The organism is Bacillus sp. RB3, assembly GCF_030164735.1.
Classification (GTDB): domain Bacteria; phylum Bacillota; class Bacilli; order Bacillales; family Bacillaceae_G; genus Bacillus_A; species Bacillus_A cereus.
This window is the reverse complement of sequence record NZ_JASNGE010000001.1, coordinates 204,433-219,156: the sequence shown is the minus strand read 5'-3', so window position 1 is coordinate 219,156 and position 14,724 is coordinate 204,433. Positions and strand designations below refer to the sequence as shown.

Genomic DNA, 14,724 nt, shown 5'->3' with positions numbered 1-14,724 from the left:
CACTCAATACTCAGAAGTTATGATCGGTGTGCCAACCACAATTGTATCTTTGTTGTCTGTAGAACGTATTGCTATTTGCACATTTATTTTCTCTCTATTTGTTGAAAGAGCGTCATCCCACTTTTTATTGTATGCGGAGACTGACACAAATGCTCTTTCTTCTACTTGTTCGATCGCTCTTGCTGAAAGATCTTTCAAAACCTGATTGGTTTTATTTTGCAAAACACCTTCAATCTTATCATTCAGTACACCTTGAACACAAGTGTAAATTATAGGTTTTTCACTAAAAATTTTATTCATGTTTTGAACATACTTCGGGTCCCATTTCGCCCCACTTACTTCAAAGATAATGAAAGTGTTTTCTTTAGTATTTTCTTTACTCCAAGTTACTACTACTCGTTCTTCATAAGAAGAAAGCTTTTTATAGGATGTAGCTTTATATCCATCTGGAGATTGCTCTACTTCCCACTTTTGAATATTTGCCTTTTCCTTCACATCGTTTAACAACTTTTGAAACGTATGTATGTTAGAAATTGTTTTTGTTTCTCTCGCTAACCATGACCATTTTTCTACTTTAGCATCATTTTTCTCTAAAGCCTTGATCATGCTCTCCATTTTCTTTTCATCGCTTATCGGTTTCATCTCTCTATATCCAACCAAAAATAAAACAACACTAAGTGCAACAATAAGAATGGCTTTAAGCTTCAATTTCATCCCCTCCTATCCCCATTGTTAACGGAGATTTGAGGTTCTATACACTTACTTTACTAAATACGTTAAACTCTTCGAATAGCCTAAATAATCAAGGAAAAAGTTACTTACAGATGTCCCAATTGCAATTGTAATTAAGATGAGTAATACTCGCGTCTGCAGCACTTTTCCGGACTTCATTAAACGCTCAATGTGAATGCCTTGTAAGGCCCACCACGTAATGGTAATAAACAATAAATGCGAAACAATGGCAATCAGTGCTTGTTGCCCTAAAAGTTGTGCCAAAAAATCGACCCCTTTTTACTCAGCTACTACTTATGAAAGAATATAAAAACGATACCATAATAAGTAGGAGCTACACTTTTTCAAATGCACATAGACATCTTACATTTTACATCGTGATTTTCTTTCCAAAAACGTATATCTACATTACAAGTTAACACAAAATAAAAAGCGCAGAGTACTGACTCCACACCTTTTATTTTCACTATTGTACCACGTTCCCTAAGAAGAAGAAATCTTTCATTAATGGAAAATATTCATAAAAGAAATTGTACCCAATCATCGGCATAATCCCTAGTATTACAATCGAAATTGCACAAAGACTCATAACAACCTTTATATTTAACGGTAACCGTATTCTCTCTTCTGTCTCTCCGGTGCGGAAAAACATTTGTTGTAAAATACGGAAATAATATACGAATGAAACAACCGTCGTACCCATCATAATCGAAGCTAGTACGTAATGTGCTGGCTCTACATGAAGTGCGCCTAAAAAGATATTAATCTTTCCAATGAATCCAGCCGTTCCTGGTATCCCAGCCAACGATAAAATAAAAATTGTCATCATTATCGCTGTAAATGGCGACCTTTTATATAAACCTGTGAAAATTGTTATATTTTCCTCATCATTTTGTAAGATTAAGCCGTGGATAATGGCAAATGCGCCTATATTCATAAGCATGTATGCCAGCATATAAAACCACATGCTATCCATCGTAAATGGTGATAATGCCACAAGTGGAACGAGTAAATACCCCGCATGTGCAATGCCTGAATAAGCAAATAAACGCTTTATATTGTATTGTTTTAACGCGACTACATTCCCAACAATCATCGTAATACTTGCTAGCACTGCAATATATATACTCATATGCCCATATAAAGATTGCATATCTCCTTGTATTAATACACTTGCAAAGATCATAAGGAACAAACGAATAATGAGTAGGAACCCAGCAATTTTAGAAATCGTTCCAAGAAAAGCAGTAACAGGTGTAGTCGCTCCTTCATACACATCAGGTGCCCACATATGAAACGGCACTGTGGCAATTTTAAATGAGAGACCAACTAGCAATAAAAGAAATGCGAGAGCTAACAATAACTGAATACCACTAGCGAGCTCCCCAGTGAGTACCTTTTGCATATCTACAATGTTAGTTGAACCTGTAATACCGTATAAATAACTCATTCCGAAGAGCGTAATCGCCGTTCCAATTCCTCCGCTAATGACATATTTCATTGCCGCTTCATTTGATGCACGGCTCTTTTTTCGTATTCCTACTAAAATATAAGAAGAAAGTGAAAGTAACTCCAAACCAACGAAAAGGGTAATAAAATCAACACTAGAAGCCATGAACATCGCACCAAGAAGCGCCATTAAAAATAAATAATAATATTCGCCCTTATCTTCGATTGGATTCTTCTTATCATCGCTCATCGCGGTGCATAAAATGAGAGCTGAGGCACCTAATAGCAACGTTTTAAACCCTTTTGAAAATCCATCTAACACAAACGATCCATTTAAAATATCTCCTGCCGGTTCGCTATATAGAGTAATTAATGACACGATTGCTAATACGATGGCAGCAATCGCACCAAGAGCTACATATCTATGGTTCAGCTTAAAAAACAAATCACATATGGAAAGGAGGATGGCGGCGCCGAGAATAATAAATTCTGGCACCATTAGATGCCACGATAAGCTAAGTAACGTATTCATATCCATCCTACTTCACCCCCAATGTTTTCAATGTATTTTGAAGCGGATCCCCTAGTATCTCTGGCATAACTCCAATTGCAATAATACAAAAGATAAGTAGTAAAACAGGGACATACTCCCATCCGTGTATATCAGATTTTGCTTCCCACTCTTTCTTTCCAAATGTCACTTGAAGTGTCGCCCTTAATACATACACAGCGGTTAAAATGATGCCAATCACACCGACTGCAGCAATGACGGGCTCTCCTTGAAATAAACCGAGAAAGGCAAGAAATTCACTAACAAACCCAGACATCCCTGGTAATCCAAGCGATGCCATTCCTCCTGCTAAGAAGAAGCCGCTAAGTACTGGGACACTTTTTGCGAGTCCACCAAGCGCTGTAATGTCTGATGTTCCGAAACGTTGTTCTATAACACCGAGTAAGAAAAACAGCAAGGCTGCAATTAAACCATGTGATACAACCTGGAATAACGCTCCTTGTGTACCAGGTGCATTAAGTGACGCAAGTCCCATTAACACAATTCCCATATGCGAAATACTAGAGTAAGCCAGTACTTTCCTAAAGTCCGTTTGGATGAGCGCTAAAAAGGCACCGTATAATAAATTAATTACGCCTAATATCGCAATTAGTGTTGCAACATCGTGAAAATATTCCGGGAATAGCCCTTTCCCGAAGCGAATAATACCGTACGCTCCAATCTTCAGCAAAACACCCGCATGAAGCATAACTACAGCTGGATGCGCTTCTATGTGTACATTGACCATCCAGCGGTGCAACGGAAAAACAGGTAGTTTAATTGCAAAAGCAATCATTATGGCAATAAATACACTAAGCTGCAAACTACTTGGGATGACGAGTGCTCCCTCTGCGTTTACGCTTCTTAATATCTCTTTCAGCTCCACAATATTTGTTGTACCTGTTTTCGCGAACAAAATTGAGAAAACAATGAGCAAAATAGCTGAGCCAATACCGTTATATATTAAATAACTATACGCAGCCTTTTCACTCGACAATTTTCCCCACTTTCCAATTAATAAGAACATTGGTGGCAACGTAATTTCAAAGAAGATAAAAAACAACATTAAGTTTTGAGCAGCAAAGACGCCGAGCATTCCTATTTCTAGCATGAGTAACAGCATATAAAATGCTTTTAAATTTCTTTTAATAGAAAAGGCTGCAATTGCTGCAAGCGTTGCTAGAAGAGCCGTCAGTACCATCATGACAAGCGACAAACCATCAATACCGAGCTCGTAATAAATAGAAAACCACCTTTTATCCACCGCTGTAAAATCGCCGAACTTAATCCATTTCACCTTTTCATCAAATAGTGACAAATTCTTTCCAGAAGCATATGTACAAGCGAGGACGATAGCAATTCCAAATGGAAGTGCCGTCCCAAATAAGCCAAGCGCCCGCACTGTACGCAATTCCTTTTTCGGTGTTAATACAAGCAATAAAATTCCTAAAAGCGGGGAAAAAATGAAGAACGTTAACAACAAATCATTCATCGTAAATCCCCTCCCGTATAGAGCAAAATAATGACGAGTACAGCGAGCGAAACCGCCGTTACAGTACCGTACACTTGTACATTCCCGTTTTGAAGTTTCGATCCAAGATTACTTGTGCCTTTAACTACACTTCCAATTAAAACTGCAATTCCTTCGACTACATACACTTCAAATAAGCGAAGCACATGAGCGATTCCTTTCGTAATAGGGATCACCGTCATGTTGTATAGTTCATCCACATAATATTTTTCTTTCAAAAGATTATAAAGAGATGTTTCCGTACCCCCAGCCCAATCTCTAGAAATTGATTTCTTGCCATATATGAAATATGCAAGAGCGATTCCCGCAAATGAAACGAGTGTCGCAACAATCATAATCCAAACTGGTCCATGCGCTTCTTCAACCTTAAACCCTACATCTTTCGTCAACCAATCTCCGAGAAACGTCCCAAACCACGGTGTATTTATATATCCTGCCACTACCGCAAGAACGCCGAGAACAATCATTGGATACGTCATAACGCGAGGCGATTCATGCACTTCTTCCTTCGTCTTCGTTTCTCCAGTAAAGACAAGAAAGTATAGGCGGAACATATAAAACGCTGTTAAAAACGCCGCAATTACCGCTAAAGTAAATAAAACGTAATTGCCACTCATCCACGTCGCCGCTAAAATTTCATCTTTGCTGAAAAAACCGGAAAGGAGCGGAACACCGCTAATGGCAAGAGTACCTATTAAAAATAGCGTACCAGTTACTTTCATCTTCTTCTGTAAACCGCCCATTTTATTAATATTTTGCGTATGCACAGCATGAATTACACTTCCTGCCGCCAAAAATAATAGTGCTTTAAAAAAAGCGTGTGTCGTTAAATGGAATATACCAGCTACATAACCGGCAGAACCTAACGCGAGCATCATGTACCCGAGCTGGCTAACTGTAGAATAAGCAAGCACCCTCTTTATATCTGTTTGCACAAGACCGATAGAGGCCGCAAAGATTGCAGTGAAAGCTCCAACGATTGCCACTGTCTGCATCGCCACTGTACTTGCTGAAAATAGAGGGAACATCGTCGCTACTAAATATACGCCAGCTGCGACCATCGTCGCCGCGTGAATAAGTGCCGAAACGGGCGTTGGCCCCTCCATTGCATCTGGCAACCACGTATGAAGCGGGAACTGACCTGATTTCCCCATCGCCCCGATAAAAATTAATATCGCTGTTATTGTAATCATGTAAGGAGGTATATCCCCTGTATAAATCGCCCTAAATATTGCGTCATATTCAAAACTACCTGCGTACCAAAAAATTAAAATCATCCCGATAAATAAACCAACATCCCCAATACGGGTCATAATAAAAGCCTTTTTTGCAGCGGCCTTCGCTTCTTCTTTAAAGAAATAAAAACCGATAAGTAAAAATGAACCAAGGCCAACTAATTCCCAAAATATATAAAGCTGTAATAAATTCGTTGATATAACAAGCCCTAACATCGCAAATGTAAAGAGTCCTAAATATGCGTAAAAGGTTGGTAATCGTTCATCACCTTTCATATAACCTTTCGAATACACATGTACAAGTAGACTCACAAGCGTTACGATAAATAACATTAAAGCTCCTAATGCAGTCACTTCAAAGCCGAATGATATATCCACATCTCCAGCTCTAAGCCACACCCACTTATGCTTCACGCTTGCTTCTGAAAACCTTTCTATTAACACAAGTACCGCAAGTATAAAGGAGAGAAAGACGAAAAAAATACTAAGTACGCTGCTTCCTTCTCTAATTTTCTTCCCGAATATAATAAGTAACAAAAACGAAACGAGTGGGAAAAGCGGTATGAGCCATGCATAATCGATCATTGTTTCCTTCCCCCTTTTTCGGTCACAATGCTATCCTTTAAGCGTATCCATTTCATCCACCTGAACTGTTGTACGATTACGATATAAAGCAATTAAAATAGCGAGTCCTACCGCCGCTTCCGCTGCCGCTACAGCCATCGTAAACAGTGAGAAAATTTGACCTGTTAAATTCGGAAATAAGCCTAATTTGCTAAACGCCACTAAGTTTAAATTGGCAGCATTCAGCATTAATTCGATACAAACTAATACGATTACTGTATTCCGCTTTGTTAAAGCTCCAAATAGACCGATGCAAAACAAAATAATCGCAAGTGTTAAATATGCAGAAGCTGGAACGCTACTCATTGGAATCCTCCTCTTTCTCATCCTTTTTCGCAAGTACAATCGCGCCAACGAGTGCTACAAGTAAAATAACTGAAGTTAGTTCAAATGGGATAATATATTTTGAATAGAGAAGCGTACCGATTTGAAGTGTGTTGTTTTCATGGAGAGGTAAACTTCCTTGTGTGCTTTCATTTGCAAAATCAATATTATTAACAGCGAAATACATAACCGCTCCAAATGCTACAACTGCAAAGAAGATAATCCATTTTCGAAGAGTAAGACGCGATTCATTTTCCGCGTTATGTTTCGTTAACATAATGCCGAAAATCATAATAATTGTGATTGCACCAGAGTAAAGTAAAATTTGTGCAACGCCTATAAATTCAGCTGATAAAAGAAAATACAAACCTGCAATGCTGAGAAATGTCAGAACGAGAGCTAGCATCATGTGCATAACTTTCGTTAAGTTCAACATAAGAACACCGCCGATAATTGCAGACAAGGATAGTATAAAGAATGCTACAAACTCGCCATTCATGCCTTGTTCTCCTTCCTGACGTTTTCGTCGTTTTCGTCAAGCCACTGCAAAGTTTTAAATAAGTCATCACGTGAATATTCCGCGAGTTCAAAGTTATTTGTCATGACAATTGCCTCTGTCGGACAAACTTCTGTACATAAATCACAAAGAATACAAATTTCAAAATTAATATCATACGTGTCGATAATTTTTCCTTTTTTCGTAGGATCCGGATGTTTCTTTCCTGTTAACTGAATACAGTCTGTCGGACAAATGTTAGAGCACTGATTACAAACAATACATTTTTCCGGATAAAATTTTTGAATTCCTCGAAAACGGTCTGGCAACGGCAACGGTTGATTTGGATAATCATACGTTACCTTCTTCTTGCTCAAATTACTTAATGTATATTTTAATCCTTTAAATAGTCCTTTCATCTCTTACTGGCACCCCCCTCATAGATTAGAAGAATAACTCCTTAATCAATGCCGTTAAGAAAATATTTGCAAGTGCAATCGGCAATAATACTTTCCAACCAAACTCCATTAACTGGTCACCTTTTATACGCGGGAACGTAACGCGGAACCAAATTAATAGAAAGACTACACTGCTAAATTTCAAAGCAAACCATACGGCACCTGGGATAAATCCAAGAAACATGACTGGATTCCATCCGCCTAAAAAGAGCACTGTAATTAACGATGCCATCCCGAAGAAATATACGTACTCTGAAAGCATGAAAAACGCCCAGCGAAACCCTGAGTATTCCGTATGATATCCAGAAACAAGTTCTGACTCCGCTTCTGGCAAATCGAATGGCGTTCTATTTAACTCTGCAACTGCTGCGATTAAGAAAACGACGAAGCCAATTGGCTGTACGAAAATGTACCAAACCTTCTCCTGCGCCGCTACAATCTCATTTAAATTCAGGCTACCAGCTAGCAAAACGATACCAATTACACTCATTACGAGCGGAATCTCATAAGAAATCATTTGCGCCGCCGCACGCATCCCTCCTAAAAGGGAATATTTATTATTCGATGCCCATCCCCCAGTTACAACACCTATCGTCGTAATACCGGAAACAGCGATATAATAAAGTAACCCGACTCCAATATCTGCAAATTGAAATTTATCAGTGAACGGGATAACTGCAAGCACCATAAATGCTGGTGCAAATGCAATGACAGGTGCTAATATAAACAGCGGTTTATCTGCTGCTTTCGGAATACTATCTTCTTTCAATAATAGTTTTAAAACATCAGCTACCGTTTGCAGTAAACCAAATCGGCCTCCAACCTGGTTTGGGCCAATCCGCCCTTGCATAAACCCCATCACTTTCCGTTCTGCCAAGATTCCATATGTAACGAAGCCAAGGACTGCAAATAGTAGAAGTACCGCTAATCCGAAAAAAATGAAGAAATTCGTCCAGCTTGAAGGTGATTGTAAGAGCGTCTCAATCATTAGCCATCAACCTCCCCAAGTACAATATCAACTCCACCTAAAATCGTAATTAAATTAGCGATGTTTTCACCTTTCAATAACTTCGGTAAAATTTGCAAGTTATAAAAAGATGGCCTACGAAACTTCAAACGGTACGGCTCTTTCTTTCCGTCACTAGCGATATAACACCCAATCTCTCCGCGCGGCGATTCGATACGTACAAATGCTTCTCCCTTAGGTGCCTTAATAATTTTTGGTACTTTTGCCAGCACAGCTCCATCTTTCGGGAACTGCTGAACCGCTTGCTCAACAATCTTTAAAGACTCTTCGATTTCTTGCATTCGGCAAACGTAGCGATCCCAAGCATCTCCCACGCTTCCAACAGGAATATCAAAATCAAAACGATCATAAATCGAATACGGCTCATCTTTGCGAAGATCCCAGTTTACTCCAGTGCACCGCAAATTTGCTCCGCTTAAAGAATACGAAATCGCTTCTTCCGCGCTATATATACCAACGCCTTTCACACGATTTAAGAAAATCTCATTACCGCTAACAAGATCATGATAACCTGCCAGTTGCTCTCTCATATACGGAACAAACTCTTCCACCTTTTCAATCCAACCATCTGGCGCATCCCACTTCACACCACCAACTCTCATATAGTTAAAAGTAAGCCGTGCCCCGCATAATTCATTTAATAAATTTATAATCATCTCTCGTTCACGAAACGCGTACAAAAACGGGCTAACCGCTCCTATATCAAGAAGATTCGTCCCCCACCAAACGAGATGGCTGGAAATTCTTCCTAGCTCCATCGCAAGTACTCGCAAGTATTCGGCACGCTCTGGAATTTCAAGCCCCATCATCGTCTCTACAGCATGGCAAATGACGTAATTATTCGTCATAGCTGATAAATAGTCCATTCGATCTGTATAAGGGATAATTTGCGTATACTGTAAGCTCTCAGCGATCTTTTCCGTCCCGCGATGTAAATACCCAATAACAGGTGTAGCTTCTTTAATAATTTCCCCGTCAATCTTAATTACGAGCCTGAACACACCATGTGTACTCGGATGCTGAGGTCCTACATTCAAAAGCATCTCTTCCGTGCGGATCATAGCTACACCTCCACATCATACGGTTCATAGTCTTTTCTAAGCGGATATCCTACCCAATCCTCTGGCATTAAAATACGTGTTAAATTCGGATGCCCTTTAAATATAATGCCGAGCAAATCGTATGCTTCTCGCTCCGGCCAGTCAGCCCCTTTCCAAAGCGCTGTCACAGATTCGACTTGCGGCGTTTCTCGGTCTAGCTTTACCTTCACCGCTACCGATTGTTTCTTACTATATGAAAACAAATGAACATACACTTCCATATGTGTCACAAAATCCGTCGCATGTAGCTCTGACATATAATCAAAAGCAAGTCCCTCATGGAATCGCAGTGACTCCATCACTTCATAATATTTTTCGGGATCCACCACAAGAGTTGGCACATCCTTTGACAGTTTATTAATGTAGGAATCTACTAATGCACCCTCTCCTAACTTCTCCCTAATAGCCTCAACATACTGATTTAAATACGGCTGATTTACGGACAGTTCTTCCTGCTTCGGCTCATCCTCTTTCTTACCTTCAGCCCCCTTTGTCTTCGCTCTTGCAGCCGCTGCTGCTTTCGCTTTTGCCGTTGCAATTGCCTTTGCCTTTTCATCTCCCGAATCCCCATCACCTTGCGAGGCTTTCTGCTTCGCCAATGCTGCCGCTTTTGCTTTTGCAGCTGCCACCGCCTTCGCCTTGGCTTTCGCTTTTTCTTCTTCCGTTACTTCTTCTGTCCCTTCTCTTTTCTGCTTCGCTAACGCCGCCGCTTTTGCCTTGGCAGCTGCCGCTGCCTTGGCTTTCGCTTTTTCTTCTTCCGTTACTTCTTCTGTCCCTTCTCTTTTCTGCTTCGCTAACGCCGCCGCTTTTGCTTTTGCAGCCGCTGCTGCCTTCGCCTTGGCTTTCGCTTTTTCTTCTTCCGTTACTTCTTCGGTTCCTTCTCTTTTCTGCTTCGCTAACGCTGCCGCTTTTGCCTTTGCGGCGGCTGCTGCCTTCGCCTTGGCTTTCGCTTTTTCTTCTTCCGTTACTTCTTCTATTCCTTCTCTTTTCTGCTTCGCTAACGCCGCCACTTTTGCTTTTGCAGCCGCTGCTGCCTTCGCCTTGGCTTTCTCTTTTTCTTCTTCCGTTACTTCCTCGGTTCCTTCTCTTTTCTGCTTCGCTAACGCCGCCGCTTTTGCTTTTGCAGCTGCTGCTGCACGTCGTTTTGCTTCTTCTATAGTAATATCATCTTTTTTTGGTAGCGCTTTCTCTTTTTCTTGATCTTCTTCCTCAAGCTCACTTATTTCCGCCTCGTGTTTCGCTACAAGGCGTTTTCTCGCTTCTTCTTTTGCACGCCTAGCTGCTTCTTTTTTCAGCTCCTCTAAATCTTTATTTGGATTGCTCATTTATTCGTCACCTGCTTCCCGGTCTTTGCTTCGTAACGAATTTTTTCTTTTAATTTATTAATTCCATAAATTAAAGCAGCTGGATTTGGGGGACAACCAGGAATATACACATCAACTGGTACAATTTGGTCTACACCTTTCACAACAGCATATGAATTTACATACGGACCACCTGCTGTTGCACAAGATCCCATCGCAATAACCCATTTCGGTTCGGGCATTTGATCATATAAGCGCCGAACAATAGGAGCCATCTTCTTCGTTACCGTTCCCGATACAATCATGACGTCCGATTGCCTTGGTGAAGTCCGAAAAAATGACCCAAATCGATCTAAATCATAATGTGATGAGCCTACTCCCATCATTTCAATTGCACAGCACGCCAGTCCGAATGTCATCGGCCATAAAGAATTGCTCCTCGCCCATCCTTTCAACTGTTCCAATGTAGAAAAAAAGATATTTCGTTCTAATTCTGCTCGCTCATTTGGATGTAATTCCTCAAAATTTATAACCATTGTAACACCTTCTTTTTCCAAGCATACGCTAATCCAACTAGCAACATTACAACAAAGATGAGCATTTCAATTAATGCAAATAAACCTAGCTTGTCATACGCAACAGCCCAAGGATATAAAAATAAAGTTTCTACATCAAAGATCACAAACAATAAAGCGAAAATATAATAACGAGCATGAAACCGAATATTTGCATCATGAAAAGGCTCAATTCCACTCTCATACGTCGTCGCCTTTGCTGCACTTGGTTTATTTGGGCGTAGCATCCTTCCTAATGTAAGAGCCACTACCGGCAGCAATATACCTAATAGCAAGAAAATCAAAACGATCATATAACTATTTTCATATACACTTGCCATTGTGAAACCCTCCCCCCTAAATTAAGAACAAGTTCACATAGTAAACAATATGTCCTAGTTGCAGTAATTATTATTTTTAAATTTTTCTAAATAATGCAACTATTCTAACCATTATAGCAAACTTCAAATTCCTATGTCGATATGTTGGGAGGCAGAAACAAGAATTATTAAATCTATCTTTACAACTTGCTATAATTGTGCAAAATAAATATAAACTTATATATGCTTTTCAAGAAACCGTAGGTGATATAAATGAAAAAACAAACACATGTAAGTATTCTTATAAGCATTGTATTGCTGTCTATAACGCTTCACTATGTAGCGATGCCTTTTCTATATGAATACTCATTTTCTTTTCAGCTATTAATCGGAACGAGTACCCTATTAATTGATATTATCGCTTGTAGTTATATACTTTATTTTTCAAACATGAAAGAAGGGCTATCTCGTTTATTTTGGATCATATTATCTGTTGGAGCTCTCTCTTATTTTATCGGTGATATAGTCGTTGCCTATCAGCGTTTAATTGTAAAGGACTTCTATACGTTCGTTGATCCATCTGACTTTTTTTACTTACTTTTTTTATTTAGCTTTACGTTTGCCTTTCTATACGAAATCATTTATAACCGAGATTTATTAGAAAAACTTTTTATGCTATGTGATATTTGTATTATCGTTACAGCCCAATTTACTTTAAGTTACTACTTACTTATTGAACGAACTATTCATATCTTTACAACATCCTATATCGACATATTTGTTCAACTTACCTATCCAATGGCTGATTTACTCTTTCTCTTAATAGGAATCAACCTTTTATTCAAACCACTATCCTTATTACCTAAAAAGGTCGGTGCACTTCTTGGCAGTGCTTTAATTTTATATGCTACTACAGATGCGATTTATGCGTATATAAAATACTTCATACCAGAGTATTCTATGTTTACAGTTACTCCTTTCTATCAAGTAACCTTAGTACTAGTAGCAATCGCCTGTATTCTCCATACAAAAAAGCCTGAAAAACAAGAACAAGTACTACTAACACCTAAAATTGGTGAATCAATCCGATTATCATTACCGTATATTTCGGTAGTAATGCTTATTGTTTTCATATTAGTTGAATACGTTTTTGCGCCTATTATAGTAATCGGACTTATAATAACTTTCTCCTTCGTTCTCATACGTCATAGTTTAGTTCGAAAACAAAATAAAATATTATTGATTGCTCAAATGCAATTCAACTCAGAACTCGAGAAACAAATTAAACTACGTACAGAAGATTTAGTAGAACAGAAAAATGAACTCTATCATAATCAACAAATGTTTAAATCTTTATACGAGCATCATCCAGATCCAATCTTCACATTAGATTTGTACGGTAATTTTCTCAAAGTAAATAACGCTGGTACTACTTTACTTGGTTATCAAACGAATGAATTATTAAACCAGCCTTACTATTCACTCATATACGAAGAAGATTTAGAAGAAATGATTAACGCCTTTCATCGCGTGAAAAAGGGGCATTCTATCTCTTTAGAAATACGGGCGTACCATAAAAACAGAGATATTTACTACTTGCACGTTACCGCCGTACCGATCTTTTTAAAGGAGAAAATTTCTGGGGTTTATTTAATGATTAAAGATATTACGGAAAGCAAACAACAACAAGAACAAATTAATTTCCTAGCATACCATGATACTTTAACAGAGCTTGCAAATCGACGTGCATTTCATCAACATTTAGAACAGGCAATTGCGCGAGCAAAAATATCGAAAAAGCCTTTTGCTGTTATGTTTCTCGACCTAGACCGTTTTAAAGTTATTAATGATACCCTCGGTCATCGAGTAGGAGACCTATTGCTCATCGCAGTAGCAAAAAGGCTCGAAAGAATAGCAACATCAAATATGAAACTCGCGCGGCTAGCTGGGGATGAGTTCACAATCCTTATCGAGAATTACAAAAAAAAGCCAGATGTCCAAAAAATAGCTGATATGATTGTAGCGGCCATGAATGAGCCATTTGAAATCGAAAATCAACATTTACAAATCTCACCGAGCATCGGAATTGCAATATATCCTGAAGCAGGTGAAGATGCGCTATCCATTTTGCAGCATGCTGATATGGCCATGTACGAAGCAAAGAATAAAGGAAAAAACGGTAGCTCTCTTTACACGAAAGAACTATATAAAAAAATGGAACGAAAAGCTCGAATTGAAAAAGATTTGCCCATCGCTTTAGTAAACAAAGAATTTTATCTCGTTTACCAACCACAAATTGATACGACAACAAATAAAATTATCGGTGCTGAAGCTTTAATACGTTGGAAACACCCACTATTAGGTGACATTTCACCATGTGAGTTTATTCCAATTGTAGAAGAGACGCCACAAGTAGTCCCACTTGGACATTGGGTATTACAAGAAGCTTGTCTCCAATTAAAAATATGGCATACCTTTGGCTACCAAAATTTAAAAATAAGTGTTAATCTATCCGCAAAAGAGTTCCGGCAAGATCAATTAATTGAAAGCATTTCACAAATATTAAACGACGTGCAAGTCGATCCAAAATATGTAACCCTTGAGTTAACAGAAAGAATTGCAATGATTGACGAGAAAGAAACGTTATTAAGACTGAAGCAATTAAAAGAATACGGTATCCAAACTTCCATTGATGACTTCGGTACTGGGTATTCTTCTCTTGCTTATTTATCAATTTTTCCAATCGACACATTAAAAGTACCGAGAGAATTTACACAATTAGCTGATCATCGTCCTGAAGAACGAGCCATCGTTTCTACAATACTTTCCCTCGCAAATACTTTAAATCTTTCAGTCGTTGCCGAAGGAATTGAAACCGAAAAACAGCTTAAGTTTCTGCAAAAACATAACTGTAAATATATGCAAGGTTACTATTTCAGTAAACCACTTACTAGTAATCAGTTTATAAAATTCCTACAAAAAACCCCCAGTATGAACAAATAATTCATACTGGGGATTTT

General features: G+C 38.8%; 14 protein-coding genes. 1 reads left to right on the top strand and 13 read right to left on the bottom strand.

The window, feature by feature from the left end; translation table 11 throughout:
- Nucleotides 1-3: 3 nt before the first annotated feature.
- From QO049_RS01040 to nuoA, 13 genes are all read right to left on the bottom strand, one after another.
- A complete protein-coding gene (locus tag QO049_RS01040) occupies nt 4-708 on the bottom strand; it encodes a YwmB family TATA-box binding protein (protein ID WP_025688661.1) in 705 nt (234 codons plus the stop codon).
- Nucleotides 709-759: 51 nt separating this feature from the next.
- Nucleotides 760-996, bottom strand: a complete 237-nt coding sequence (locus tag QO049_RS01035; RefSeq protein ID WP_000057889.1) for a DUF1146 family protein — start codon at nt 994-996, stop codon at nt 760-762.
- A gap of 202 nt (nt 997-1,198) precedes the next feature.
- Nucleotides 1,199-2,713 carry an NADH-quinone oxidoreductase subunit NuoN gene (gene nuoN, locus QO049_RS01030; RefSeq protein ID WP_342761920.1) on the bottom strand — a complete coding sequence of 505 codons (1,515 nt, stop codon included), beginning with the start codon at nt 2,711-2,713 and terminating at the stop codon, nt 1,199-1,201.
- A gap of 7 nt (nt 2,714-2,720) precedes the next feature.
- Nucleotides 2,721-4,223 (bottom strand): NADH-quinone oxidoreductase subunit M, encoded by a 1,503-nt coding sequence (locus QO049_RS01025; protein ID WP_284489091.1) that lies wholly within the window; start codon nt 4,221-4,223, stop codon nt 2,721-2,723.
- Nucleotides 4,220-6,082 carry an NADH-quinone oxidoreductase subunit L gene (nuoL, locus tag QO049_RS01020; protein ID WP_284489090.1) on the bottom strand — a complete coding sequence of 621 codons (1,863 nt, stop codon included), beginning with the start codon at nt 6,080-6,082 and terminating at the stop codon, nt 4,220-4,222. The genes QO049_RS01025 and nuoL overlap by 4 nt, the downstream gene beginning before the upstream one ends.
- Before the next feature lie 30 nt (nt 6,083-6,112).
- Nucleotides 6,113-6,427 carry an NADH-quinone oxidoreductase subunit NuoK gene (gene nuoK, locus QO049_RS01015; RefSeq protein WP_000100079.1) on the bottom strand — a complete coding sequence of 105 codons (315 nt, stop codon included), beginning with the start codon at nt 6,425-6,427 and terminating at the stop codon, nt 6,113-6,115.
- Nucleotides 6,420-6,944: an NADH-quinone oxidoreductase subunit J gene (locus QO049_RS01010; RefSeq protein WP_001012811.1), complete on the bottom strand. Its 525-nt coding sequence runs from the start codon at nt 6,942-6,944 to the stop codon at nt 6,420-6,422. Before QO049_RS01010 ends, nuoK begins: the two co-directional genes overlap by 8 nt.
- Entirely contained in the window at nt 6,941-7,360 is a 420-nt protein-coding gene (gene nuoI / locus QO049_RS01005; RefSeq protein WP_098581226.1) for an NADH-quinone oxidoreductase subunit NuoI, read from the bottom strand. The genes QO049_RS01010 and nuoI overlap by 4 nt, the downstream gene beginning before the upstream one ends.
- Before the next feature lie 25 nt (nt 7,361-7,385).
- Nucleotides 7,386-8,387 carry an NADH-quinone oxidoreductase subunit NuoH gene (gene nuoH, locus QO049_RS01000; RefSeq protein WP_098023085.1) on the bottom strand — a complete coding sequence of 334 codons (1,002 nt, stop codon included), beginning with the start codon at nt 8,385-8,387 and terminating at the stop codon, nt 7,386-7,388.
- Complete coding sequence (nuoD, locus tag QO049_RS00995) at nt 8,387-9,487, bottom strand: NADH-quinone oxidoreductase subunit NuoD (RefSeq protein ID WP_284489089.1); 1,101 nt, start codon at nt 9,485-9,487, stop codon at nt 8,387-8,389. The genes nuoH and nuoD overlap by 1 nt, the downstream gene beginning before the upstream one ends.
- Nucleotides 9,488-9,489: 2 nt before the next feature.
- Entirely contained in the window at nt 9,490-10,851 is a 1,362-nt protein-coding gene (locus QO049_RS00990) for an NADH-quinone oxidoreductase subunit C (RefSeq protein ID WP_284489088.1), read from the bottom strand.
- Nucleotides 10,848-11,366: an NADH-quinone oxidoreductase subunit NuoB gene (gene nuoB / locus QO049_RS00985; protein WP_000236331.1), complete on the bottom strand. Its 519-nt coding sequence runs from the start codon at nt 11,364-11,366 to the stop codon at nt 10,848-10,850. The genes QO049_RS00990 and nuoB overlap by 4 nt, the downstream gene beginning before the upstream one ends.
- Complete coding sequence (nuoA, locus tag QO049_RS00980; RefSeq protein ID WP_000179273.1) at nt 11,357-11,725, bottom strand: NADH-quinone oxidoreductase subunit NuoA; 369 nt, start codon at nt 11,723-11,725, stop codon at nt 11,357-11,359. Before nuoA ends, nuoB begins: the two co-directional genes overlap by 10 nt.
- Nucleotides 11,726-11,977: 252 nt before the next feature.
- Here nuoA and QO049_RS00975 point away from each other — a divergent pair, with 252 nt between their 5' ends.
- The gene (locus QO049_RS00975) at nt 11,978-14,707 is read left to right on the top strand and encodes a putative bifunctional diguanylate cyclase/phosphodiesterase (protein WP_000745003.1); all 2,730 of its coding nucleotides are present in this window, start codon (nt 11,978-11,980) and stop codon (nt 14,705-14,707) included.
- The last annotated feature ends 17 nt before the right edge of the window (nt 14,708-14,724 follow it).

Bases quoted from the DNA above. Each gene is read 5' to 3' on its own strand.
- nuoA (WP_000179273.1), bottom strand. From the start codon at position 11,725: ATGGCAAGTGTATATGAAAATAGTTATATGATCGTTTTGATTTTCTTG.
- nuoH (WP_098023085.1), bottom strand. From the start codon at position 8,387: ATGATTGAGACGCTCTTACAATCACCTTCAAGCTGGACGAATTTCTTC.
- nuoB (WP_000236331.1), bottom strand. From the start codon at position 11,366: ATGGTTATAAATTTTGAGGAATTACATCCAAATGAGCGAGCAGAATTA.
- nuoD (WP_284489089.1), bottom strand. From the start codon at position 9,487: ATGATCCGCACGGAAGAGATGCTTTTGAATGTAGGACCTCAGCATCCG.
- nuoN (WP_342761920.1), bottom strand. From the start codon at position 2,713: ATGAATACGTTACTTAGCTTATCGTGGCATCTAATGGTGCCAGAATTT.
- QO049_RS00990 (WP_284489088.1), bottom strand. From the start codon at position 10,851: ATGAGCAATCCAAATAAAGATTTAGAGGAGCTGAAAAAAGAAGCAGCT.
- QO049_RS01010 (WP_001012811.1), bottom strand. From the start codon at position 6,944: ATGAATGGCGAGTTTGTAGCATTCTTTATACTATCCTTGTCTGCAATT.
- nuoI (WP_098581226.1), bottom strand. From the start codon at position 7,360: ATGAAAGGACTATTTAAAGGATTAAAATATACATTAAGTAATTTGAGC.
- QO049_RS01025 (WP_284489091.1), bottom strand. From the start codon at position 4,223: ATGAATGATTTGTTGTTAACGTTCTTCATTTTTTCCCCGCTTTTAGGA.
- nuoL (WP_284489090.1), bottom strand. From the start codon at position 6,082: ATGATCGATTATGCATGGCTCATACCGCTTTTCCCACTCGTTTCGTTT.
- nuoK (WP_000100079.1), bottom strand. From the start codon at position 6,427: ATGAGTAGCGTTCCAGCTTCTGCATATTTAACACTTGCGATTATTTTG.
- QO049_RS00975 (WP_000745003.1), top strand. From the start codon at position 11,978: ATGAAAAAACAAACACATGTAAGTATTCTTATAAGCATTGTATTGCTG.